The 24,269-nt window shown below is 71.9% G+C and carries 16 protein-coding genes; all 16 read right to left on the reverse strand.

Going from position 1 to position 24,269, the window contains the following annotated elements; translation table 11 throughout:
• Nucleotides 1-108: 108 nt before the first annotated feature.
• Nucleotides 109-4,506: an Rne/Rng family ribonuclease gene (locus AB0J12_RS15155; protein ID WP_363264733.1), complete on the reverse strand. Its 4,398-nt coding sequence runs from the start codon at nucleotides 4,504-4,506 to the stop codon at nucleotides 109-111.
• A 264-nt stretch (nucleotides 4,507-4,770) separates the two neighbouring features.
• Nucleotides 4,771-5,559, reverse strand: a complete 789-nt coding sequence (locus AB0J12_RS15160; RefSeq protein ID WP_363264734.1) for a TIGR03936 family radical SAM-associated protein — start codon at nucleotides 5,557-5,559, stop codon at nucleotides 4,771-4,773.
• A 46-nt stretch (nucleotides 5,560-5,605) separates the two neighbouring features.
• Complete coding sequence (locus AB0J12_RS15165) at nucleotides 5,606-6,751, reverse strand: hypothetical protein (protein ID WP_363264735.1); 1,146 nt, start codon at nucleotides 6,749-6,751, stop codon at nucleotides 5,606-5,608.
• Between the two features lie 56 nt (nucleotides 6,752-6,807).
• Complete coding sequence (locus AB0J12_RS15170) at nucleotides 6,808-8,043, reverse strand: MFS transporter (protein WP_363264736.1); 1,236 nt, start codon at nucleotides 8,041-8,043, stop codon at nucleotides 6,808-6,810.
• A gap of 124 nt (nucleotides 8,044-8,167) precedes the next feature.
• A complete protein-coding gene (locus AB0J12_RS15175; RefSeq protein WP_363264737.1) occupies nucleotides 8,168-10,129 on the reverse strand; it encodes a TIGR03960 family B12-binding radical SAM protein in 1,962 nt (653 codons plus the stop codon).
• Between the two features lie 70 nt (nucleotides 10,130-10,199).
• Nucleotides 10,200-11,699, reverse strand: a complete 1,500-nt coding sequence (locus AB0J12_RS15180) for a CYTH and CHAD domain-containing protein (protein WP_363264738.1) — start codon at nucleotides 11,697-11,699, stop codon at nucleotides 10,200-10,202.
• A 95-nt stretch (nucleotides 11,700-11,794) separates the two neighbouring features.
• Nucleotides 11,795-12,133 (reverse strand): nuclear transport factor 2 family protein, encoded by a 339-nt coding sequence (locus AB0J12_RS15185; RefSeq protein ID WP_363264739.1) that lies wholly within the window; start codon nucleotides 12,131-12,133, stop codon nucleotides 11,795-11,797.
• 13 nt (nucleotides 12,134-12,146) lie between these two features.
• The gene (gene rodA / locus AB0J12_RS15190; protein WP_363264740.1) at nucleotides 12,147-13,343 is read right to left on the reverse strand and encodes a rod shape-determining protein RodA; all 1,197 of its coding nucleotides are present in this window, start codon (nucleotides 13,341-13,343) and stop codon (nucleotides 12,147-12,149) included.
• Complete coding sequence (gene mrdA / locus AB0J12_RS15195) at nucleotides 13,340-15,592, reverse strand: penicillin-binding protein 2 (protein WP_363264741.1); 2,253 nt, start codon at nucleotides 15,590-15,592, stop codon at nucleotides 13,340-13,342. Before mrdA ends, rodA begins: the two co-directional genes overlap by 4 nt.
• A 143-nt stretch (nucleotides 15,593-15,735) precedes the next feature.
• Nucleotides 15,736-16,407 carry a rod shape-determining protein MreD gene (mreD, locus tag AB0J12_RS15200; RefSeq protein WP_363264742.1) on the reverse strand — a complete coding sequence of 224 codons (672 nt, stop codon included), beginning with the start codon at nucleotides 16,405-16,407 and terminating at the stop codon, nucleotides 15,736-15,738.
• A 13-nt stretch (nucleotides 16,408-16,420) separates the two neighbouring features.
• Nucleotides 16,421-17,497, reverse strand: coding sequence for a rod shape-determining protein MreC (gene mreC / locus AB0J12_RS15205; RefSeq protein ID WP_363264743.1), 1,077 nt, complete (start codon nucleotides 17,495-17,497; stop codon nucleotides 16,421-16,423).
• Between the two features lie 154 nt (nucleotides 17,498-17,651).
• Complete coding sequence (locus AB0J12_RS15210; RefSeq protein ID WP_103782377.1) at nucleotides 17,652-18,671, reverse strand: rod shape-determining protein; 1,020 nt, start codon at nucleotides 18,669-18,671, stop codon at nucleotides 17,652-17,654.
• A 313-nt stretch (nucleotides 18,672-18,984) separates the two neighbouring features.
• A complete protein-coding gene (gene ndk / locus AB0J12_RS15215; protein WP_363264744.1) occupies nucleotides 18,985-19,398 on the reverse strand; it encodes a nucleoside-diphosphate kinase in 414 nt (137 codons plus the stop codon).
• Nucleotides 19,399-19,464: 66 nt separating this feature from the next.
• Nucleotides 19,465-19,830: a DUF4233 domain-containing protein gene (locus AB0J12_RS15220; RefSeq protein WP_363264745.1), complete on the reverse strand. Its 366-nt coding sequence runs from the start codon at nucleotides 19,828-19,830 to the stop codon at nucleotides 19,465-19,467.
• Nucleotides 19,831-19,833: 3 nt separating this feature from the next.
• The gene (locus AB0J12_RS15225; protein WP_363264746.1) at nucleotides 19,834-21,348 is read right to left on the reverse strand and encodes a folylpolyglutamate synthase/dihydrofolate synthase family protein; all 1,515 of its coding nucleotides are present in this window, start codon (nucleotides 21,346-21,348) and stop codon (nucleotides 19,834-19,836) included.
• Between the two features lie 211 nt (nucleotides 21,349-21,559).
• Nucleotides 21,560-24,211, reverse strand: a complete 2,652-nt coding sequence (locus AB0J12_RS15230) for a valine--tRNA ligase (protein WP_363264747.1) — start codon at nucleotides 24,209-24,211, stop codon at nucleotides 21,560-21,562.
• Nucleotides 24,212-24,269: the final 58 nt, after the last annotated feature.

Raw genomic sequence — 24,269 nt, forward strand, 5'->3', positions numbered from 1 at the left:
GGAGGAAGAGGTTTACGGGGATGTGGCATGCACATTGGACACGCCGACGGTCTAGGTTACGGGGCCCGGCCCGGAAGGGTCAAACCGGGCCCCGTGTGACCTGATCGGTCAGGACTCGTCCGCGGAGGCCGAGACGGACGGGGCCGTCTGCTGCGCCGCCGAGGTCTTCTTGGCGGCCGTCTTCTTGGCCGCCGCCTTCTTGGTCGTCGCCTTCTTGGCCGCCGTCTTCTTCGCGGCCGCCTTCTTGGCCGTCGTCTTCGTGGTGGCGGCCTTCTTCGCCGTGGCCTTCTTGGCCGCCTTGCGGGCGGTCTTCTTGGCCGGTGCGGCCTCGGACTCCTCCGCGACCTCGGTCGCTTCCGTCGCCTCGGCCGGGGCCTGAGCCGCGCTCTCCGCGGCCGGCACGACCACGACGGCCGCCTCCACCGGTGCGGTCGGCGCGGTGGCCTTGCGCACGGCCCGGCGCCGCGGACGGGCCGGAGCGGCGGGCTCGGCGGGAGCCTCGGCGGCCTCGGCAGCCGGGGCCTGCACCTCGGCGGGAGCCTCGGCCTGCGGGGCCGCGGCGGGCGCGGTCTCCGGGACCGTCACCACGGCCGCCTCCGCCCCGGCGGGCGAACCGGCCGGCGCGGACACCCGGCGGGTGGCCCGGCGGCGGGTACGGCCCTGGGGCGCGGCCGGCTCGGCGGCGGGGGCCTCGGTCGCCGCGACGACGGCGTCCTCGACGGCCACGGGCTCGGCCAGCGCCTCGGCGGCCGGCTCCGGCTGCACGGGGCGCTCGGCCTCCTCCTCGGCGGTCACCGTCTGCGCGGTGGGCGCCTGGGCCTCGGCCTGCGCGGCCTTGCGCCGCCTGCCCTTGGGCTGCTCCGGCTTCGTGGCCTCGGCCTCGGGGGCCTCCGCCTTCGCCGGCTCGGCCTTGGGGGCGCCCGCCGGGGCGGATGCCCGCCGGCTCGCCCGGCGCCGGCCGCGGCCACCGCGGGACGCGGCCGCCTCGGCCTCGGCGATGCTGCTGTACAGCTCCTCGTCGGGGGCGAAGACCGGCTCGGGCAGCGCGAGCGGCTCGGCGGCCTCGGCGGCCACCTCGGCCTCGCTCTCGGCCTCCTCCTCGGCGGTCGGCGCGGTCAGCACCGCCGCCTCGGCGACGGCCTCGTGCTCGTGCTCGTGCGGCTGCTCGGCCGCACCGGCCCGCGCCCGCTTCTTGCGCTTGCCGCCACCGCCGGTGGAGCCCGGCTGGTCGAGGTGGACGATGACACCGCGGCCGTTGCAGTGCACGCAGGTCTCGGAGAAGGACTCCAGCAGACCCTGGCCGACCCGCTTGCGGGTCATCTGCACCAGGCCCAGCGAGGTCACCTCGGCCACCTGGTGCTTGGTGCGGTCGCGGCCCAGGCACTCCAGCAGGCGGCGCAGCACCAGGTCCCGGTTCTGCTCCAGCACCATGTCGATGAAGTCGATGACGATGATGCCGCCGAGGTCGCGCAGCCGCAGCTGGCGCACGATCTCCTCGGCCGCCTCCAGGTTGTTCCTGGTGACCGTCTCCTCGAGGTTGCCGCCCTGACCGGTGAACTTGCCGGTGTTGACGTCGACGACGACCATCGCCTCGGTCCGGTCGATGACCAGCGAACCGCCACTGGGCAGCCAGACCTTGCGGTCCAGGGCCTTGGCGAGCTGCTCGTCGATCCGGTAGGTGGCGAAGACGTCGACCTCGCTGGTCCACCGCTGCAGCCTGTCGGCGAGGTCCGGGGCGACGTGCGCGACGTACCCGTGGATGGTCTGCCACGCCTCGTCGCCGCTGACGATGACCTTGGAGAAGTCCTCGTTGAAGATGTCGCGCACGACCCGGACGGTCATGTCCGGCTCGCCGTACAGCAGCGTCGGAGCGTTGCCGCCGTTCTTGGACTTCTTCTGGATCTCCTCCCACTGCGCCTGCAGCCGCTCGACGTCCCGGCGCAGCTCGTCCTCGCTCGCGCCCTCGGCGGCGGTGCGCACGATGACGCCCGCGTCCTCGGGGACGATCTTCTTGAGGATGGTCTTCAGCCGGGCCCGCTCGGTGTCGGGCAGCTTGCGGCTGATGCCGGTCATCGAGCCCTCGGGCACGTACACGAGGTAGCGGCCGGGCAGGGAGACCTGGCTGGTCAGTCGGGCGCCCTTGTGGCCGATCGGGTCCTTGGTGACCTGGACCAGGACCGACTGGCCGGACTTGAGCGCGGACTCGATACGGCGCGGCCCGTTGGCCATGCCGAGCGCCTCGAAGTTGACCTCGCCGGCGTACAGCACGGCGTTGCGGCCCTTGCCGATGTCGATGAAGGCGGCCTCCATCGACGGCAGGACGTTCTGCACCTTGCCGAGGTAGACGTTGCCGACGTAGGAGACCGCCTGCTCCTTGTTGACGTAGTGCTCGACGAGCACGTCGTCCTCCAGGACGCCGATCTGCGTGCGGTCGCCGTGCTGGCGGACGACCATGACGCGCTCGACGGCCTCGCGGCGGGCCAGGAACTCCGCCTCGGTGATGATCGGCACGCGGCGGCGGCCCTGCTCGCGGCCCTCGCGGCGGCGCTGCTTCTTGGCCTCCAGACGCGTGGAGCCCTTGATGGACTGCACCTCGTCGGACGGCTCGCTCTTCTCACGCGCCGGGCGCGGCTCGCGCACCTTGACGACGGTGCGCTCCGGGTCGTCGGTGGACGGCTCGTTGTCCCCCGAGGCGTCACCGGCGCGACGGCGGCGGCGACGGCGGCGACGGCTGCCCGCGGTGGACCCGCCGGCCTGGTCGTCGGCGTCGTCCTCGGCCGACGTGGCGTCCCCGCCGTCCGCGCCTTCCTCGTCGTCTTCCTCGACCTGCTCGGCGGTGTCCTCGGCGTCCTGCGCGGCCTGCTCGGCGGCGAGTTCCTCGCTGTCGCCCTCGGCGTCACCGGACTCACCGCGGCGACGGCGGCGGCCGCCACGACGGCGGCGGCGACGGGAACCCGTCTCCTCGTTCTCCTCGCCCTCGGCGGCGTCCTCGGCCTGGTCGTCGTCGTCCTCCGTCTCCTCGACGGTGGCGACGGGGCTCTCGGCCTCGGCGGCGCTGTCGGCGAACCGCTCCGGCTCCTCGGCCGCGCCCCGGCGCCGGCGGCGGCGCCGCGAACCGGCCTGCTCCTCCACCGGCTCCTCGGCCTCCACGGCCTGGGCGGGGCGGTCCTCTGCGGGGTGGTCCTCGGCGGCAGCCTCGGCGGCGGCGCGCTCCGGGGTCTGGAACTTCGGCTCGGTGAACACGGGCGCCTGGAAGACGGCGACCGCGGGGCGCGCGGGCCGGCGCGGCGACTCGGACTCGTCGTCGTCGGCGGCGGCGGCAGCGGCAGCGGCAGCGGCAGCGGCGGACTGTGCGGGCGCGGCGAAGCCGGTCGCCGCACGCCGCTCCGCGCGGCGGCGGCCACGGCGCGGGGCGCCGTCCTCGGCCTGCTCGGAGGTCTTCCCGGCGGGGGCCTGCTCAGCGGCCGCCGCCTGCGCCTCGGCGGTGGGCTCGCCCACGCCGGCCACGGCGGCGGTCTCGGTGTCGACACCGGCGGCGACGGGGGTCTCGGCGGTCACGGGCGTCCCGGCGGGCGCGGAGGCACGGCGGGCGACCCGGCGGCGGCCACGGCCCTTGGGCGCGGGCTCCTCGTCGGAGGCCTCTACGGCAGGGGTCTGGGCGGCGACGGTCTCGGCGGCCGCTTCGGTGACCTCGGCCTCGGCAGCCTCAGCGGCGCCGGCGGCCACGACGGTCTCAGGGGCCTCGGAGGACGCGGCGGCACCGGTAGGTGCGGTGACGCGGCGGGTCACTCGGCGCCGCGTGCGGCGGGCGGGAGCGGCCTCTTCCTCGACGGCCTGGGCGGCGGGCGCCTCGGCGGTCTCGGCGGACTCGCTCTCGCCGCTGTCGGCGGCGGCAGCGGGCGTCCCGGCGGGCACGACGGTCTCCGCGGCCTCCGCGGCCTCGGCGGCCTCGGCGGAGGCCGGGGATCCGGCGGGCGCGGAGGCGCGGCGCGTGGCGCGACGGCGGCCACGGCCCGTGGGCGCGGGCTCCTCGTCGGAGGCCTCTACAGCAGGGGTCTGGGCGACGACGGTCTCGGCGCCCGCTTCGGTGGCCTTGGCCTCGGCAGCCTCACCGGCACCGGAAGCCACGACCGTCTCAGTGCCCTCGGCGGATGCGGGAGCACCGGCGGGCGCGGAAGCCCGGCGGGTCGCACGGCGCCGCGCACGGCGGGCCGGCGCGGCCTCTTCCTCGTCGGCCTGGGCGGCCGGCGCGGCGGCGACGGCGGCCTCCTCCTCGGTCTCGGTGTTCACCGCGGCGGCGATGGCCTCGGCCGCCTCGTCGTCCGCTTCGGCGGTCGCGGCGGCCGGTATGGCCGGCTCGACCGTCTCGGCAGGAGCGTCGGAGGTGGTGTGGGCCGGCGGACCGGCCGGGCGGGAAGCGGCACGGCGCCGACGACGCGGCGGCAGTGTGTCGCTGGGAGTGTTCTGATCTTCGGAACCCTGGGTGGGTTCGGTCGGCTCGAGCATGCGGGCGTATCTCCCGTCAGGCTCCCGGGCGCCGCGCCTGGTCCGGGGGCCGATCACGAAGATCGGCCACCGTTGACGTCCGCGGCTCGCGCTGTGCGCGGTGCCGCCGTCCGGGGCGCGGGCGCCACACGGGAGCTTTCTGTGTCCTGTCTCGCCGGTTCCGTACACCTTGTCGCGTACGGCCTGGCGAAAGTCTTCTGGTCGGGTGCGCTGCCCGACCCAGGTGGCTCCCGAGTACGAGGGCGGCGCTTACGACGTCCGTCCCTACGCGGAACCTTCCGGCACCGGCGCCGTCGCGGCGGCAGCCGGAGCGGCCGTTTCGAGGGCCACCGCTGCCTCGCGGTCGGGCGCGAGCGGGTCGGTCACCGTGCCGGTCTCTTCATCGAACAGCCCCTGCGCCAGCCTGGTCACCGCTGCGGGGACCGGCGGCGCCAGGTCGGCCACGGCGCGGAGACCGGACAGGACGTCGTCGGGTCGTACGGCAGGCGTCACGTGCCGAACAACCAGCCGCAGTATCGCACAGGGCTGGTCGCTGGGCCTATCAGCCGGCGAACTGTGCGTTTGAGTTGTCTCCAGGCTCACGACGGCCGGACGGGCGTCGAAGGTGCGCATGCCGTTCTTGGTCAGGCGCTGAACCTCCACCGCCTCGGCCGTGTTGAAGGCCTGCACCGCGCGCCGCGCGTCGGCCGGGTCGACGCCGTCCAGTCGCAGCTCCCAGACGGAAGCCGTGAGCCGGTCGGCGAGCCCGGACGTGTGCGCCTCGACCGCCTCGATCACGTCGAGCCCGGTGGGCAGCGACTCGTCGAGGAGGACGCGCAGCTGCTCCGGGTCCCGCCGCGCGGTGAGCGCGATCTCCAGGTACTCCGCCTCGCTGCCCGTGCCGGTGGGTGCGGCATTGGCGTACGACACCTTCGGGTGCGGCGTGAACCCCGCCGAGTACGCCATGGGTACGTCGGCGCGGCGCAGCGCGCGCTCGAAGGCGCGCTGGAAGTCGCGGTGGCTGGTGAACCTCAGGCGGCCGCGCTTGGTGTAGCGCAGTCGGATGCGCTGCACCGCGGGTGCGGGCGGCGGGCCTTCGGGCTGTCGCTTGCCCAGTGTCCTAGTCCTTTGTGAGAGCGGTCGTACTCCTATCAAGAGTACGTGTGTCGTGGCCGTCAGGTTCCCGCCGGGCCACCGCCTCACTCTCCCCGGGGTCGCCGAACAGCATCCGCCGGAAGTCCGCCCGCGCCTGCCGCGCCGACTCCCGCGCCGAGGCGAGCGCCTCCCGTACGGCCCGCCCGACCCCGCGTGCGGCCTTGGCGGCGGGCCTGAGGACGGCGTCGCGCACAAGGTGCCCGACCGGGGTGAGCACACCGCGGTAGACCCACCGCAGCGGCTCGACGACGATCCAGCGCAGGACGGTGCCGAGGAACCGCCCCACGGCGAGGGAGATCCGCCCGGCGACCCGCCAGGCGTGCCCGAGCGCCGCCCCCACCTCCCGGGCGACGACGGCGAGGAAGCGTCCGACGGGCACCAGCACCCATCGCCACAGGGCGAGCGCGGGCAGCACGAACAGCACCCGGGCGATCCGGTACAGGACGAGACCGATGCCGGTGACGGCCATGCTGAGCACCCGCACCACACCCCGGACGCACCAGGCGACGGCCCGGCCCACCGGTGCGAGCACCCAGGTCCACAGCCATACGGCCGGCACCACGACCAGGTGGCGCACGAGCCAGGCGACCACCGCGTACACCCCGGCGCCCAGCGCCCCGAGGACCATGGCGATGCCGCGCACCACCCACACCAGGCCGTGTCCGAGCGGCGTCAGCACGCGCGCGTACAGCAACGCGAGGCCCGCGCCGATACCCAGCACCAGCCAGGCGATCCCGGCGCCGATCCCCCGCGCAGCCCACGCCAGCGCGTGCCCGACGGGGGTCAGCACCCACCGGTACAGCCACACCGCCGGCACGACGAGCAGGACCCGGCCGAGCAGGCCGAGCGCCGTGCCGAGGGGGACGAGGAGGTACCGCCACAGCGCCACGAGCGGCCATACGAACAAGGCCCGTCCCAGCCACAGCAGTGCCCGCCCGACGGGCCGCAGCACCGTGTCCCGCAGCACCCGCCCGGCGACCACCCCCGCGTCCCACAGCATCCGCACCGGCACGACGAGGACCAGCACGACGATCCGCACGGGCAGGCGAACGGCGACGACGAGGCAGCCTTCCGACTGCCGGGGCCGGGGCGGAGGCTTCTGCGGTTCCATGTCTGACAGGACGCGGCGGCCGTCGCCGCGGATTCACCGTAGGGATTGCGATGCCGTCACGGCTGCCGGCGGTCCCCTCCGGCCGGCCGTTCCTCCCCGCTGCGGGAGCGGGCCCCGCGGCCCCGGGCGACGAGGCACGCCGCCACCGCCACGGCGGCACCGATGTACAGCAGCCCCTGGTAGTCCAGGGCGTGCACGACGGGCCCGCCGAGGGCGCCGGCCAGGGAAAGGCCCACGAACAGGGCGCTGTTGTTCCACGACAGCACGGCGGTCGCCCGCTCGGGGAACAGATCGACCAGATGGCGCTGCTGGGCGGGGAAGAAGGCGTAGGCGGCCAGGGCGAACAGGCCGAGCCCGCAGGCGAGCGTCCAGGTGACCGGGAACAGCAGGGCCACGACGGCTTCCAGCACCGCCGTCAGCGCCAGCGCCGACCGGGTGATCCGTACCGCGTCGCCCCGGTCCGCCAGCCGGCCGCCCAGCTGCCCGCCGGCGACGGCGCCGATGCCGTAGACGACCAGCAGCCAGGTGACGGCGGTGGCCCTGCCGTCGGCGTGCAGCGCGATGGCCAGGAACGTGTACAGGGTGTACACGGCGAAGGCCCACAGCGTCGTGACCGCGACGGCGGACAGCGCGACGCCCGCACCGGACCACCCGGCCGGCGGGGGCGCCCCGGTCGCGGGGACGGGTGCCGGGGCGGGCCGGGCGCGCCAGACGACGGCGTGCGGGAAGGCCAGCAGGAGCGTGCCCGCGGCGAGGATGACGAAGGTGACCTGCCAGCCCACGTACCGCCCCAGCAAGGAGCCGGCCGGCGCGCCGACCCACAGCGCGGTCAGCAGGCCCGATCCCACCACGGCCAGCACCTGCGCCCGGGCCTGTGGCCGCGCACGGGTGCTGACCAGGGCGTACACGGTGGGCCCGGTCGCGGCGGCCGCGATGCCGGCGACCACCCGGGCGACGAGCAGCAGACCGAAGCCGGGCGCCAGCGCGGTGCCGACGTTGGCCGCGGAGAACACCACCAGCGCCACCACCAGGACCGTGGCGCGGTCCCGGCGGTCGGAGATCCAGCCGGCGAAGGGCGAGGCCACCACGTACGCGACCGAGAAGGCCGTGACCAGCAGACCGGTGCTCTCCGCCGAGATGTCGAACGACGTGGCGATACGCGGCAGCAGCGGGGCCACCACGAAGAGATCGGTTCCGACCAGGAACTGCGTCATCCAGGCAAGGACGACCGGCCCGGCGGACAGGCCGGCAACCGCCGTGTCCACCACCGGCTCGCCGCGGGGCGGGTGCATGATCCGACGCTAGATCCGGTGCCGGGGACCGGCCAGCGGGGGCGGGAGACGGGGACAGCGACGAGCCCCCTGCCACGGGAGATGCCCGTGGCAGGGGGCTCGACACAGCTCGGCAGGCCGTCGGTCAGTGGGTGTGTCCGCTCTCCGCGGGCGCCGGAGCGGCGTTCTTGACCGTCAGCGGCAGCAACTTCTTGCCGGTCGGGCCGATCTGGATCTGGGTGTCCATGGCGGGGCACACGCCGCAGTCGAAGCACGGGGTCCAGCGGCAGTCCTCGACCTCCGTCTCGTCGAGGGCGTCCTGCCAGTCCTCCCACAGCCAGTCCTTGTCGAGGCCGGAGTCGAGGTGGTCCCAGGGCAGGACCTCCTCGTAGGTCCGCTCGCGGGTGGTGTACCAGTCGACGTCGACGCCGAAGGGGGCCAGCGCCTTGTCCGCGCAGGCCATCCAGCGGTCGTAGGAGAAGTGCTCGCGCCAGCCGTCGAAGCGGCCGCCGTCCTCGTAGACCGCGCGGATGACGGCGCCGATACGGCGGTCGCCGCGGGAGAGCAGGCCCTCGACGATGCCGGGCTTGCCGTCGTGGTAGCGGAAGCCGATCGAGCGGCCGTACTTCTTGTCGCCGCGGATCTTGTCGCGCAGCTTCTCCAGGCGGGCGTCGGTCTCCTCGGCGGAGAGCTGCGGCGCCCACTGGAAGGGGGTGTGGGGCTTGGGGACGAAGCCGCCGATGGACACGGTGCAGCGGATGTCGTTGGAGCGCGACACCTCGCGGCCCTTGGCGATGACGCGCGTCGCCATGTCGGCGATCTGCAGGACGTCCTCGTCGGTCTCCGTGGGCAGGCCGCACATGAAGTACAGCTTCACCTGACGCCAGCCGTTGCCGTAGGCGGTGGCGACCGTGCGGATCAGGTCCTCCTCCGAAACCATCTTGTTGATGACCTTGCGCATGCGCTCGGAGCCGCCCTCGGGGGCGAAGGTCAGACCGGAGCGGCGGCCGTTGCGGGTCAGCTCGTTCGCCAGGTCGACGTTGAAGGCGTCGACCCGGGTGGACGGCAGCGACAGACCGATCTTGTCGTCCTCGTAGCGATCCGCGAGGCCCTTGGCGATGTCGCCGATCTCGCTGTGGTCGGCGGAGGACAGGGACAGCAGACCGACCTCTTCGAAGCCGGTCGCCTTCAGGCCCTTCTCGACCATGTCGCCGATGCCGGTGATGGAACGCTCGCGCACCGGGCGGGTGATCATGCCGGCCTGGCAGAAGCGGCAGCCGCGGGTGCAGCCGCGGAAGATCTCCACCGACATCCGCTCGTGGACCGTCTCGGCCAGCGGCACCAGCGGCTGCTTCGGATACGGCCACTCGTCCAGGTCCATGACGGTGTGCTTGGAGACCCGCCACGGCACGCCGGAGCGGTTCGGCACGACACGGGCGATCCGGCCGTCCGGCAGGTACTCGACGTCGTAGAACTGCGGGATGTACACCCCGCCCGTCTTCGCCAGGCGCAGCAGCAGTTCCTCACGGCCGCCGGGGCGGCCCTGCGCCTTCCACTCCTTGACGATCCGCGTGATGTCGAGGACGGCCTGCTCGCCGTCGCCGATGACGGCCGCGTCGATGAAATCGGCGATCGGCTCCGGGTTGAACGCGGCGTGTCCGCCGGCCACGACGACCGGGTCGTCCAGGCCGCGGTCCTTCGCCTCCAGCGGGATGCCGGCGAGGTCCAGCGCGGTGAGCATGTTGGTGTAGCCCAGCTCCGTGGAGAAGCTGAGGCCGAACACGTCGAACGCCTTCACCGGGCGGTGGCTGTCCACCGTGAACTGCGGGACGCCGCGCTCACGCATCAGCGCCTCCAGGTCCGGCCACACGCTGTAGGTGCGCTCTGCGAGGACGCCTTCCTGCTCGTTGAGGACCTCGTAGAGGATCATGACGCCCTGGTTGGGCAGGCCGACCTCGTACGCGTCCGGGTACATCAAGGCCCAGCGGACGTCGCAGCTGTCCCAGGGCTTGACGGTGGAGTTCAGTTCGCCGCCCACGTACTGGATCGGCTTCTGCACATGCGGGAGCAGGGCTTCGAGCTGCGGGAACACCGACTCGACGGACATCGGGGGAACCTTTGTGAGCTGACAGGGGTGACCATTCAGCGTAACCCGGTCGGCGGCCCTCCCCGAACGCTCACAGGCGCGCCCCCGCTTCGGCCTCCTTCCACAGGCGGGGAAGCTCCCTCTCCGCGGCCGCGGCGCGTGCCTCCTCCCGGCCGTGGAGCAGCCCGTAGGTGAAGGCGCTCTCTCCCGCCGCGTGGGCCACCGCGGACAGTTCGCGCAGGGTGTGGCGGGCCATGACGCTGTCCTGATGGTCGCCGAGCAGGCTGGTGAGGGACTTCATCGACTTGGCCAGCGAGCGGGCGGGGCGGCCCAGGGCGGGCGTTGCGGCCTCGGCGGCGTACCGGGTGCGCTTGGCCTTCTTGCGGGCCTCGTGCAGGGCGACGTCGCGGTCGTGGCCCGGGGGCGTCTCGAGCGCCCGCGCGACCAGGCGGGAGACCTTGGCGAGGTCCTTGTGCACGGCGGCGGCGAGCACCGCGTCCGGTTTCTTCGCGGCCTTCTTGCGCAGCGGGGGGTCGGCGAGCACGGCGTCGAGGCTGTCGAGCAGGGCGAGCGCGCGGGCGGAGTCCAGTACGGCGACCAGGTGGCCGCGGGTGTGGCCGTGCCGGGCGCTCGCCCACGCGGTGAGCCGCTCGCGGACGGGGCCGTGGACCAGGGCGGGCGGGACGTCGTCGAGGGCGGCCGTCAGGCGGGCGGCCAGGACCTCCTGGTCGCGGTCGGCGCCCAGCTCGCCGGCCAGCCACTTCAGCTCGGCGGCGACCGGGTCGGTGACGGCGCGGTCCAGGACGCTGCCGAAGACGCGGAAGGTGCTGCGCATGCGGCGGGTCGCCACCCGCATCTGGTGGACGGAGTCCGGGAGGTCCCGGCGCACAGCCGGGTCGCCCGCCACGATGGCGTCGCGCTGGGCGCGCAGGTAGGCGAGGAGGTGGTCGCCCGCGGTCACGGGCTTGGCGGAGGCGGCCGTCCGGGTCCGGGTGCCGCCGGTCTCCTCCAGTGCTCGGGCCAGCTTGGAGGGAGACGCCGACGGCCGGACGCCCGCCTTGCGCAGGTGCTTGTCGGCCTTGGCGAGGAAGGCGGGGTCTGCGCCGTCGGCCAGTTCGACCTCGATCTCGGTCCACCGGGCGGTTCCGCCCGCCCGGTTGAGCCGTTCGGCGCGCACCTCGTCCACGCTCGCCTCGGCCAGCAGTGTGCCGTCGGCGTCGAGGAGGTGACACACGTCCCGGGAGCTGCGCAGTCGCACCACGGGCACCAGCTCGGCGTGCCGGATGCGGGAGCGGACCAGCGCGGCGATCTCGCCGGGCACGGTGTCGGACAGCGGCGCACGGACCTCGTCGCGCACCCCCGGCTCGACGGGGAGCTTGAGGTGCCAGCCGGCGTCCGAACCGCCGGTGCGGCGGCGCAGGGTGACGGCGGACGCGGCGAGACGTTCGTCGGCGGTGTCGTAGTACGTGGCGTCCAGCTCGGCCACGCCCTGGTCGAGGACCGACGCGACCCCGGCGACGCCGGTCAGGTCCGGCAGCCCGCTGTCGTCGGATTCGTACTTACGCTCGATCTCGCGTTTCGTCTCCGCCATGACCTGAATCTAGTCGCAGTCGGGGCAGGAGGGCAGGGCGCCTTTGCCCGCGTCCCGCGTCGACGGCCGGCTCGCGCCCGGTGCGGGCGACCGTCTCACGCCCGGCCGCCGAAGAAGACCTGCACCTCCCGGATGAGCCCGTCCCGCACGGTGATCGCCTCCGTGTTGCGGTACCGCTCGCCGGTGGCCAGCTCGTACTCGTAGAGCACGAAGACGAGTTCCTCGTCGGCGGGGGTCACCCACAGGAGCCGGTGCCGGCGGAAGCGATCGGCGGTCGGGAAGCACCGCTCGAAGAAGGCCGCCTTGTCGATGTGGTCGTCCTGCGGGCTGGTGAAGGTGAAGTCGTCGGCGTAGAGCGCGACGGCCGCGTCCCGGTCCTGGGCCCGGTAGAGCCGGAACGCCGCCTCGACGACCTCGGTCGCTGTGCCGCTCATCGCATCTCCGCCCTCATGCCGACAGCGGTCGTTGGACCTTGATCGACTGCAGTAGCCCCACGGCCAGCCAGACCGCGAACATCGACGAGCCGCCGTAGGAGACGAACGGCAGGGGCAGGCCGGTGACCGGCATGATGCCGAGGGTCATGCCGATGTTCTCGAACGCCTGGAAGGCGAACCAGGCGACGATCCCGGCAGCGACGATCGTGCTGTACAGCTCCGTGGTCTCGCGGGCGATGCGGCAGGCCCGCCACAGCACCACGCCGAGCAGGACGATGATGAGCCCGGCGCCGACGAAGCCCAGTTCCTCACCGGCGACGGTGAACACGAAGTCGGTCTGCTGCTCCGGCACGAACTGCCCGGTGGTCTGCGAGCCGTGGAAGAGGCCGGCGCCCATCAGACCGCCGGAACCGATCGCGATGCGGGCCTGGTTGGTGTTGTAGCCGACGCCCGCAGGGTCCAGGTCGGGGTTCGCGAACGCCGCGAAGCGGTTGATCTGGTACTCGTCCAGGATGTGCAGCTGCCAGATGGCGATGCAGCCGATCGCCCCGGCGATGAGCAGGCCGAAGACCCAGCGGTTGGAGGCGCCGGAGGCGAGCAGCACCCCGAGGATGATGGCCACCATCGCCAGCATCGAACCGAGGTCGGGCATCAGCAGCAGGATCAGGCAAGGTACCGCCGCCAGCCCCAGGGCCTGGGCCACGGTCCGGTGGTCGGGGTAGAGCTTGTCGCCCGCGTCCACCCGCGCGGCCAGCAGCATCGCCATGCCCAGGATGATCGTGACCTTGAGGAATTCGGCGGGCTGGATCGAGAAGCCGCCGATGACGAGCCAGTTGCGCTGGCCGTTGATCGTCGCGCCGAGCGGGGTGAGGACCACCAGGGCCAGCAGCACGGACAGGCCGTACAGGACCGGCACGACGTTGCGCAGGGCGCGGTGGCCGAGCCAGAGCGTGCCGATCATCAGGGCGAGCCCGATGCCCAGGTTCATCAGGTGCCGCAGGAGGAAGAAGTACGGGTCGCCCTGGTTCAGCTCGGTGCGGTTGCGGGTCGCCGAGTACACCAGCAGCGAGCCCATCAGGGACAGCGCCAGGGCGGCGAGCAGGATCGGCCAGTCGAGCCTTCGGGTGAGCGAGTCGCGGGCGAAGATCCTGGTCCAGCCGGCCCGCTCGGGGCCGTACCCGGACACGGAGAAGCTGTTCACGCCGGTCATCGGGGCATCCTCCGGCTTCCCCGCCTGCGCGGCCGTCTGCGGGTGTTGCGGTTGCCGCCGGTGGCCGGTGAGGCCGTGGCGGCGGGCTGCTGGTCGTCGCCGTTGGTCGGGTTGTTCTTCTGGGCGTTCTCGGCGTCCTTGGCCGGGTCGCCGCTGACCTTCGGGGCGGTGATCGTGCCGTCCGTGCGGACCTTGGGCAGGCCCTTCTGCGGCTCGGGCAGCAGCGCCTTCTTCTGGTCGACGGAGCCGTCGCCCTGGACGCCGTAGAGCGCGCTGTAGATGTTGCGCACGGCCTCACCGGAGGCGCCCGAACCCGTACCGGCCTGGGCGATCGTCATGATCACCGTGTAGTCCTTGGAGTAGGTGGCCAGCCAGGACGTGGTCTGCTTGCCGTAGACCTCCGCGGTACCGGTCTTGCCGCGCAGCGGGATCTTGTCCTGCGGCCAGCCGCCGAACTTCCAGGCGGCCGTACCGCGGGTGATGACGCCCGCGAAGGCGTCGTCCATGCCCTTGATGGTGGCCTGGCTGACCGGCAGGCGGCCGCGCACCGTCGGCTTGATCGCCCGCACGCTCTTGCCGTCCGGGCTGATGATCGCCTTGCCGATGGTGGGCTGGTACATGGTGCCGCCGTTGGCGACGGCGCCGTAGATCACGGCCTCCTGGATCGGCGTGACGAGTGTGTCGCCCTGGCCGATGGAGTAGTTGATCTCGTCGCCCTCGCGCATCTTGTTGCCTTCGAGGCAGTTCTCGTACGAGATCCTCTGGACGTAGTCGCCGTCCTTCTTGCCGGTCCGGCACCAGGCGTCCTTGTTGGCCTTCCAGTAGTCCAGCTTCCACTGGCGGTCCGGGACGCGGCCGGTGACCTCGTTGGGAAGGTCGACGCCGGTCTCCTTGCCGAGGCCGAACTGGTGGGCGGTCTTGAAGAACCAGTCCTTCGGCTGCCCCTTCTTGGGGTTGATGCCGCCGTCCTTCTTCCACTCCCGGTCCGCCAGGCCGTAGAAGACGGTGTCGCAGGAGACCTCCAGGGCACGGCCGAGGGAGATGGGGCCGAAGCTCTCACCCTCGAAGTTCTTGAAGACCTGGCCGCCCACCGAGTACGCGCTGGTGCAGGGATAGCCGCCGTCCCACTCGTAACCGGCCTGCACGGCGGCGGCGGTGGAGACCACCTTGAACGTGGAGCCGGGCGCCGCCTGACCCTGTATGGCGCGGTTCAGCAGCGGATAGTCGGAGTTCTTGCCGGTGAGGGCCTTGTAGTCCTTGCCGGAGATGCCGCCCACCCACACATTGGGGTCGTAGGTCGGCGCGGAGGCCATGGCGACGATCCGGCCGGTCTTGGCCTCCATCACCACCACGGCACCGGAGTCGGCCTTGTAGTTCTCACCGGTGATCTTGTCGAACTGCTGGCGGGCGGTCTTCATCGCCTTGTCCAGCTCGTACTCGGCGACGCGCTGGACCCGGGAGTCGATGCTGGTGACGAGGTTGGCGCCGGGCTCGGCGTTGTCGGACTCGGCCTTGCCGATGACCCGGCCGAGGTTGTCCACCTCGTAGCGGGTGACGCCGGCCTTGCCGCGCAGCGCCTTGTCGTACTGGCGCTCCAGGCCGGAGCGGCCGACCTGGTCGGAGCGCAGGAAGGGCGAGTCGGTGTCCTTGGCCTTCTGGATCTCCTCGTCGGTGACCGGGGAGAGGTAGCCGAGGACCTGGGCGGTGTTGGCCTTGCCGGGGGCCGGGTAGCGGCGCATGGCCTCGGGCTCGGCGCTGATGCCGGGGAAGTCCTCGGCGCGCTCGCGGATCTGCAGCGCCTGCTTGGGGGTGGCCTCGTCGGTGATGGGGATCGGCTGGTACGGCGAGCCGTTCCAGCACGGCTGGGGCGTCTTGGCGTCGCACAGCCGGACCTTCAGCATGACCTCCTTGGGGTCCATGCCGAGGACACCGGCGAGCTTGGTGAGCACCGCCTTGCCGTCGTCCTTCTGCTTCAGCAGGTCCGTACGGGACGCGGAGACGACCAGCCGGGTCTCGTTGTCGGCGAGGGGCACCCCGCGCGCGTCCAGGATCGAGCCGCGCACGGCGGGCTCGACGACCTGCTGGACGTGGTTGCCGGACGCCTCCTTCTGGTACTCCGCGCCCTCGCGGATCTGCAGGTACCACAGGCGGCCGCCGAGCGTGCCGAGGAGGGAGAGGACGAGGATCTGGATGACGACGAGCCGGATCTGGACGCGGGGCGTCCGGCCGGTCTCCGGGATGTTGGTCACTGCGGCTGTCTCCCCCTCTCAGGACGCCTGCGGCGGGGCGCATACGGGCGGTTGCTGGGTGCGTACGACTGGTGAACGATCGGCCCTGGAACGCCGGTTCCGCAGACGTTCACCCGTACCGGTGAACTTGAACTCCGCGCCGTTCACAGCCGCTTGACCCCCTTGATGCGTCCCGCGCGGGCCACCCGGGCCCGCGCCGCCTTCGCCCGCAGCCCGCCCCGCTGACCGCCGATCTTCAGTCCGGTGCCGCCCGCGACCCAGCCGGAGGAGATGTCGGTGGCCTTCATGGCGGAGCCGGTCTCGGCGAGCGGGTCGTTGTCCGCGCGGCGGGCCAGCGCCATCACGCCGGGGACGACGAACGGCGCCAGCAGCAGGTCGTACAGGGCCGCCGTGAACAGCAGGCTCGGCAGGCCGACATGGCGGGCGGCGGTGTCGCCGACGAGGGCGCCCACGCCTGCGTACAGCAGGGTCGAGCCGATCGCGGCCGCGACCACCGTGACCATCGGGCCGGTCGCCGACTTCAGGCGGCCGCTCTCGGGTTTCATCAGCCCGGCGGCGTAGCCGGTCACGCACAGCACCAACGCGTAGCGGCCGGCCGCGTGGTCGGCGGGCGGGGCGAGGTCGGCGAGGAGGCCGGCGCCGAAGCCGATGAGGGCGCCGCCGACATGGCCGTAGACCAGGGCGAGGCCGAGGACGGTCAGCAGCAGCAGGTCGGGGACGGCGCCCGGCAGGTGCAGCCGGGCGAGGACGCTCACCTGGACGACCAGGGCGACGACGATCAGCGCCGTGGAGAGCAGGATCCGGTTGACGCGCATGGAATGTCAGCTCCTACTGCAGCTCTTGCTGGCCGTCTTGGGTCTGTCCGCCGTCCGACGGTGGTCCGGTCTGGACGTCGGTGGCCGGCTGCTCACTCAGCTGCGGCTGCGGCTGCTGCCCGTTCTGCTGCTGCCCGTTCTGCTGCTGTCCGTTCTGCTGCTGCCCGTCGCCCGGCGCGGTCGCGCCCGGGGTGACCGTGACGGTGACCGTCGGCGTGGGGACCGGCTTCGGCTTGGCCGGCAGCACGGTGTCGCGCGGGTCCTTCTTCGGCGCCTCGACGACCACGCCGACGATGTCGAGCTTGGTGAAGCCGACGAACGGCGTCACGTACAGCGTCCGGGTCAGGCCGCCGCCGGAGGGGTCGACGCGGGAGACGACGCCGACCGGCACGCCGGGCACGAACGGCTTGTCGGCCTGCGAGCCGAAGGTGACCAGCCGGTCGCCCTTCTTCACCTCGGCCTTGCCGTTCAGCAGCTCCACGCGCAGCGGCCGGTCGCCCTGGCCGGAGGCGAAGCCCAGCTCGTCGCTGCCCTCCATCCGGGTGCCGACGGTGAAGTCGGGGTCGTTGGCGAGCAGCACGGTGGAGGTGTTCGGGCCGACCGTGGTGACCCGGCCGACCAGGCCCTCGCCGTTGAGCACGGTCATGTCCCGCCGGATGCCGTCGTTGGCGCCGACGTCGATGGTGATGGTCCAGGAGAAGCCCTGCGCCGCCCCGATGGCGATGACCTCGGCGCCCTTGATGCCGTACTGCCCGGCGCCGGCGACCTTCAGCATCTTGTCCAGCTGTCCCAGCCGGCTGCGGTTGCGGTCGTCGCTGCCCAGCTTGGCCTTGAGGGCCGCGTTCTCCTTCTCCAGCGCGGCGAGCCGGTCGTGCCGCTCCCCGGAGTCGCGGACCGCCTCGACGGCGTTGCCGACCGGGTTCACCGCCGACGCCACGCCGTTCTCGATCGGACCGAAGGCCGCGGCCGCGGCCTGCCGGGCACCGTCGACCGGGGAGTCCTCCCCGCCGCGGATGTCCACCGTGATCAGTGCGAACGCGATGGCGATCAGCAGCACCAGGAGAAGCCGGCTCTCTCGTGTGTCCCTCACGTGCGGCGGCCGTGCCCTTCCTCATCGGAATGTGTGCAGGGGTCGGAAGCGGGTGTTCAGCTGTGTGGAGGCGTAGGGCGGAGCCTATGCCTCCATATCAACGATCCGCCGTACGAGAGGAGATCATCTCGTACGGCGGAATCGAAGCGTTACGTCATCGGCGCGGCGCGGCGTCCAGGACCTGCTGGAGCGCCTCGAACTCCTCGACGCACTTGCCGGAGCCCAGCGCCACGCTGTCCAGCGGGTCCTCGGCGATGTGGATCGGCATGCCGGTCTCCCGGCGCAGCCGCTCGTCCAGGCCGCGCAGCAGGGCGCCGCCACCGGTCAGCACGATGCCGCGGTCCATGATGTCGCCGCTCAGCTCCGGCGGGCACTTGTCCAGGGTCGTCTTGACCGCGTCGACGATCGCGTTGACGGGCTCCTCGATCGCCTTGCGTACTTCGGCGGCGGAGATGACGACGGTCTTGGGCAGCCCGGAGACGAGGTCCCGGCCGCGGATTTCGGTGTGCTCGTCGGTGTCGAGGTCGTACGCCGAACCGATCGTGATCTTGATCTGCTCGGCCGTCCGCTCACCCAGCAGAAGGCTGTACTCCTTCTTCACGTGCTGGATGATCGCGTTGTCCAGCTCGTCGCCCGCGACGCGGATGGACTGTGCGGTGACGATGCCTCCGAGCGAGATGACCGCGACCTCCGTGGTGCCGCCGCCGATGTCCACCACCATGTTGCCCGTGGCCTCGTGGACCGGCAGGCCGGAGCCGATGGCCGCGGCCATGGGCTCCTCGATGATGTGCACCTGGCGGGCGCCGGCCTGGGTCGACGCCTCGATGACCGCGCGGCGCTCGACGCCGGTGATGCCCGAGGGCACACAGACGACGACCCGCGGCCGAGCCAGATACCGCCGCTTGTGGATCTTCAGAATGAAGTAGCGGAGCATCCGCTCGGTGATCTCGAAGTCGGCGATCACGCCGTCCTTGAGCGGACGGACGGCAACGATGTTGCCGGGCGTGCGCCCGATCATCTTCTTCGCTTCGGCGCCGACCGCGAGGATGCCACCGGTGTTGGTGTTGATCGCGACGACGGACGGCTCGTTGAGTACGATCCCACGACCCCTGACGTACACCAGCGTGTTGGCGGTCCCGAGGTCGACAGCCATGTCACGGCCGATGAACGACATTGAGTTCCCCATGAGGATTCGTCTGGCCTTCCCACGAGCTTGTGAGGGCTTTTCAGGTAGGCGAGGTGGGTGCTGTGACGTGAAGGCTTCCATCGTAAACGCGCCTGCACGAACACGGCGTGAGGGTCTTCGCCATTGTCATCAGAAGCGACGGCGCCGCGCTTGGTGAGACGTGCCATCGGGGGCATCCGTTCCCCCGATCGGCGCGGCATATGCCAAAGGACGGCCGAAATCGTCCGGCCGCCCCAGGTCGGCTACGAGGAGTGAACTGACGGCGTGTCAGAAAAATCCCCGGAACATTCTCGCGGGCGTCTCAGGCACGGCCCGGGAAGAAGATCTTCACCTCGCGCTCGGCGGACTCCTCGGAGTCGGACGCGTGGATCAGGTTCTCCCGCACGATCACACCGAAGTCACCCCGGATGGAGCCCGGCGCGGCCGCGATCGGGTCGGTCGGACCCGCCAGCTGCCGCACGCCCTCGATCACCCGCTCACCCTCGACGATCATCGCCACGACCGGACCGGACGCCATGAACTGAACCAGCGGCTCGTAGAACGGCTTGCCCTTGTGCTCGCCGTAGTGCTGCTCCAGCGTCTCGCTGTCCAGCGTGCGCAGCTCCAGCGCGGTGATCTGCCAGCCGGCCTTGCGCTCGATACGGCTGATGATCTCGCCGGTCAGGCCGCGACGGACGGCGTCGGGCTTGAGGAGGACGAGGGTGCGCTGGGTCACGGGGGGACTCCTTCTTCCTGCCAGGTGTGCGGTGGGACGAGATTACAGGGCGTGTCGTGGCGCCCGTCACGCAGCGTCAGCTGTGGACGAACCGCCCTGCGCTCCCTGCGCCGCAAATCTCGCCTTCGCCTCGTCCACCTTGCGCCCGAAGTGCACCGACGCCCACCACAGCGCCGCGAACACCGCGCCCATGAAGAACATCAGCGGCACCACGAAACCGGCCGCGACCAGCGCGATCTGCAGCGCCCACCCGAGGGCGACGCCCCCGGGCCGGGTCACCATGCCGCACAGCAGCACGCAGAGCAGCATCGCGATGCCGCACACCGTCCACACCGTGCCCGTGGTGAGGTCCGGGCCCTTCATCGCGACCAGACCGGCGAACCCGATGATGAAGAACTCACCGATCAGCGTCGAGGAACACAGCGTCCGCATGACTCACGCACTCTTCCCGAGAAGCAGCCGGGCCTCGCCGACCGTGATGACGGAACCGGTCACGAGCACGCCACCGCCCGCGAACTCGCCCTCCTCCTCGGCGAGCGTGATCGCGGCCTCCAGCGCGTCCGGCAGCCGCGGCTCGACCTGCACCCGCTCCTCGCCGAACACCTCCACCGCGATTCCCGCCAGCTCGTCGGCGTCCATCGCCCGGTGGCTGGAGTTCTGCGTGACCACGACCTCCGCGAAGACCGGCTCGAACGCCTCCAGCAGCCCGCGCACGTTCTTGTCGCCGCTCGCGCCGACGACCCCGATCAGCCGGCTGAACTGGAACGCCTCCCCGATCGCCTCCGCCGTCACCCGCGCGCCCGCCGGGTTGTGCGCGGCGTCCAGCACCACGGTCGGCGAGCGGCGTACGACCTCCATGCGGCCCGGCGAGGCCACGGCCGCGAACGCCTTGCGCACCGTGTCGGCGTCCAGCTGCTCCTGACGCTGCGCGCCCACGCCGAAGAACGCCTCCACGGCGGCCAGCGCCACCGCGGCGTTGTGCGCCTGGTGCGCGCCGTGCAGCGGGAGGTAGATGTCGGTGTACTCGCCGCCCAGGCCGCGCAGCGTCATCAGCTGCCCGCCGACGGCCACCTGCCGGGCGACGACGCCGAACTCCAGGCCCTCGCGGGCCACGGTCGCGTCGACCTCCACGGACTTCTTGAGCAGCACCTGCGCCGCGTCCACCGGCTGCTGCGCCAGGATCACGGTCGCGCCCTGCTTGATGATCCCGGACTTCTCACCCGCGATCGCGCCCGGCGTCTCGCCAAGCCGGTCGGTGTGGTCCAGGTCGATCGGGGTGACGACGGCGACGTCACCGTCGATCACGTTCGTCGCGTCCCAGGAGCCGCCCATGCCGACCTCGACGACCGCCACGTCCACGGGCGCGTCGGCGAAGGCGGCGTACGCCATGCCGGTGAGCACCTCGAAGAAGGACAACCGGTACTCCTGCTGCCCGTCCACCATCTCGATGTACGGCTTGATGTCCTCGTACGTCTCGACGAACCGCTCGGCGGAGATCGGTGCGCCGTCCAGGCTGATGCGCTCGGTGATCGACTGCACGTGCGGGCTGGTGTAGCGGCCGGTGCGCAGCTCGAAGGCGCCGAGCAGGGCCTCGATCATCCGGGCGGTGGAGGTCTTGCCGTTGGTCCCCGTGATGTGGATCGAGGGGTACGAGCGCTGGGGCTCGCCCAGGACGTCCATCAGGGCGGAGATGCGGGCGACCGACGGCTCCAGCTTGGTCTCGCCCCAGCGGGTGGCCAGCTCGGCCTCGACCTCGCGCAGCGCCTTGTCGACCTCGGGGTCCTCGGGGCGGGCCGGGACGCCGGCCTCCGGCGGGCCTCCCTGGGTGCGCAGGGTACGGCTGCCGGCCTCGATGACGGCGAGATCCGGGTCGCGGGTCGTTTCGGCTTCGATGATCTCGTCGAAGCCGTCGAGGGGGTCGGGCTGGTCGTTGCCGGGGATTTCGCTCACGGGGTCAGTTTACGGAGCGGTGGTGACAAAGCGTGCGGTGGCTTGGTGCACCTGTCCAGGGGGGCGGCTGGTCTTGCGTGCGGGTGCGGGCGCGTCGTGGTTGATCGCGCCCACGCGGCGGAGCCGCACATCGATACAGCCCCGCGCCCCTTGGGGTCGGCGAAGGCCCCGGTGCTGTTCAGCACCGGGGCCTTCGTCGCCGTAGAGGCTGCTACGCCTGCGGCAGGCGGTCCAGCTGGGCGGCGATGCGGGCGATGTCCTCCTCCGCCTTGGCCAGGCGGGTGCGGATCTTGTCCACCACGTTGTCCGGGGCCTTCGCCAGGAACGCCTCGTTGCCGAGCTTGGCCGTGGCCTGGGCCTTCTCCTTCTCCGCGGCGGCGAGGTCCTTCGCCAGGCGCTTGCGCTCGGCCGACACGTCGATCGTGCCGGAGAGGTCGAGGGCGACCTCGGCGCCCGCGACCGGCAGGGTGGCCGTGGCCGCGAAGGAGTCGCCCTCCGGCTGCAGACGCAGCAGCTGGCGGATGGCGGGCTCGTGCGGCGCGAGGGCCGTACCGTCCAGGGTCAGGCGGGCCGGGACGCGCTGGCCGGGCTGCAGGCCCTGGTCGGCGCGGAAGCGGCGGACCTCGGTGATGACCTGCTGGAGGGTCTCGATCTCCCGCTCGGCGTCGGCGTCGCGGAAGCCGCCCGGTGCGTCAGCACCAGGAACGAACACAGCCTTGGGCCACTCGGCGATGACCACGGACTCACCGCCGGTCAGCGTGGTCCACAGGGTCTCCGTGACGAACGGGACCACCGGGTGCAGGAGCCTGAGGGTGACGTCGAGGACCTCGCCCAGGACGCGCTTGCTGACCTCGGCCGCCTCACCGCCCGCCTGGAACGTCGTCTTGGACAGCTCGACGTACCAGTCGAAGACCTCGTCCCACGCGAAGTGGAAGAGGGCGTCGGACAGCTTCGCGAACTGGTAGTCGTCGTAGTAGGCGTCCACCTCGGCGACGACCGAGTTCAGGCGGGAGAGGATCCAGCGGTCGGTCGGCGACATCTTCGACGCGTCCGGCAGCGGGCCGTCCACCGTCGCGCCGTTCATCAGCGCGAAGCGGGTCGCGTTCCAGATCTTGTTGGCGAAGTTGCGCGAGCCCTGGACCCAGTCCTCACCGATCGGCACGTCGACGCCGGGGTTGGCGCCGCGCGCGAGGGTGAAGCGCAGGGCGTCGGAGCCGTACTTGTCCATCCAGTCCAGCGGGTTGACCGCGTTGCCGAAGGACTTCGACATCTTCTTGCCGAACTGGTCGCGGACCATGCCGTGCAGGGCGATGGTGTGGAACGGCGGGGTGCCGTCCATCGCGTACAGGCCGAACATCATCATCCGGGCGACCCAGAAGAAGAGGATGTCGTAGCCGGTGACCAGGACGGAGTTCGGGTAGAACTTCGCGAGCGACTCGGTCTGCTCGGGCCAGCCGAGCGTGGAGAACGGCCACAGGCCGGAGGAGAACCAGGTGTCGAGGACATCGGTCTCCTGGTGCCAGCCCTCACCGGACGGCGGCTGCTCGTCGGGGCCGACGCAGACGACCTCGCCGTCGGGGCCGTACCAGACCGGGATGCGGTGGCCCCACCACAGCTGGCGGGAGATGCACCAGTCGTGGAGGTTGTCGACCCAGTCGAAGTACCGCTTCTCCATCTCCTGCGGGTGGATCGTGACCTTGCCCTCGCGGACCGCGTCACCGGCGGCCTTGGCGAGCGGGCCGACCTTGACCCACCACTGCATGGACAGACGCGGCTCGATGGTGGTCTTGCAGCGCGAGCAGTGGCCGACGGAGTGGACGTAGGGGCGCTTCTCGGCGACGATCCGGCCGTCGGCGCGCAGCGCGGCGACGATCGCGGAGCGGGCCTCGAGGCGGTCCAGGCCCTGGAAGGGGCCGTGGGCGGTGATCACGGCGTGCTCGTCCATGATCGCGATCGCCGGGAGGTCGTGACGCTGGCCGATCTCGAAGTCGTTCGGGTCGTGCGCCGGGGTGACCTTGACGGCGCCGGTGCCGAACTCCGGGTCGACGTGCTCGTCGGCGACGACCGGGATGGAGCGGCCGGTGAGCGGCAGCTTGACCAGTGTGCCGACCAGGTGCTTGTAGCGCTCGTCGTCGGGGTGGACGGCGACGGCGGTGTCGCCGAGCATCGTCTCGGCGCGGGTGGTGGCGACCACGAGGGAGTTCTCGCCCTCGCCGTAGCGGATGGAGACCAGCTCGCCGTCGTCGTCCTGGTACTCGACCTCGATGTCGGAGATCGCGGTCAGGCAGCGCGGGCACCAGTTGATGATGCGCTCGGCGCGGTAGATCAGCTCGTCGTCGTAGAGCTTCTTGAAGATCGTCTGGACGGCCTGGGAGAGACCCTCGTCCATGGTGAAGCGCTCGCGGGACCAGGCGACGCCGTCACCGAGGCGGCGCATCTGGCCGCTGATCTGGCCGCCGGACTCGCCCTTCCACTGCCAGACGCGCTCGGCGAAGGCCTCACGGCCCAGGTCGTGGCGCGACTTGCCCTCCTTGGCGAGCTCGCGCTCGACGACGTTCTGGGTGGCGATGCCGGCGTGGTCCATGCCGGGCTGCCACAGCGTCTCGTAGCCCTGCATCCGCTTGCGGCGGGTGAGGGCGTCGATGAGCGTGTGCTCGAAGGCGTGGCCCAGGTGCAGGCTGCCGGTGACGTTCGGCGGCGGGATGACGATCGTGTACGGCGGCTTGTCGCTCGCCGCGTCCGCCTCGAAGTAACCGCGCTCTACCCAGCGCTCGTACAGCGGCCCCTCTACATCGGCCGGCGCGTACTGGGTCGGCAGTTCGGTGGTGGGCGCTGGTGGCTGCTGCTGAGCGTTGTCGGTCACGGCGCTCAGTTTAGAGGCGTCACGGCCCTGTCCCGAAACGCGATTCTTCTGTAACGGT

Source organism: Streptomyces sp. NPDC049915 (assembly GCF_040656475.1).
GTDB lineage: Bacteria > Actinomycetota > Actinomycetes > Streptomycetales > Streptomycetaceae > Streptomyces.

What these genes read in the sequence shown, in the direction of transcription:
- AB0J12_RS15170 (WP_363264736.1), bottom strand. Translation starts at nt 8,043, where the DNA reads ATGCACCCGCCCCGCGGCGAGCCGGTGGTGGACACGGCGGTTGCCGGC.
- AB0J12_RS15185 (WP_363264739.1), bottom strand. Translation starts at nt 12,133, where the DNA reads ATGAGCGGCACAGCGACCGAGGTCGTCGAGGCGGCGTTCCGGCTCTAC.
- AB0J12_RS15175 (WP_363264737.1), bottom strand. Translation starts at nt 10,129, where the DNA reads ATGTCCGTCGAGTCGGTGTTCCCGCAGCTCGAAGCCCTGCTCCCGCAT.
- AB0J12_RS15210 (WP_103782377.1), bottom strand. Translation starts at nt 18,671, where the DNA reads ATGTCGTTCATCGGCCGTGACATGGCTGTCGACCTCGGGACCGCCAAC.
- rodA (WP_363264740.1), bottom strand. Translation starts at nt 13,343, where the DNA reads ATGACCGGCGTGAACAGCTTCTCCGTGTCCGGGTACGGCCCCGAGCGG.
- AB0J12_RS15180 (WP_363264738.1), bottom strand. Translation starts at nt 11,699, where the DNA reads ATGGCGGAGACGAAACGCGAGATCGAGCGTAAGTACGAATCCGACGAC.
- AB0J12_RS15220 (WP_363264745.1), bottom strand. Translation starts at nt 19,830, where the DNA reads ATGCGGACGCTGTGTTCCTCGACGCTGATCGGTGAGTTCTTCATCATC.
- AB0J12_RS15155 (WP_363264733.1), bottom strand. Translation starts at nt 4,506, where the DNA reads ATGCTCGAGCCGACCGAACCCACCCAGGGTTCCGAAGATCAGAACACT.
- mreD (WP_363264742.1), bottom strand. Translation starts at nt 16,407, where the DNA reads ATGCGCGTCAACCGGATCCTGCTCTCCACGGCGCTGATCGTCGTCGCC.
- AB0J12_RS15165 (WP_363264735.1), bottom strand. Translation starts at nt 6,751, where the DNA reads ATGGAACCGCAGAAGCCTCCGCCCCGGCCCCGGCAGTCGGAAGGCTGC.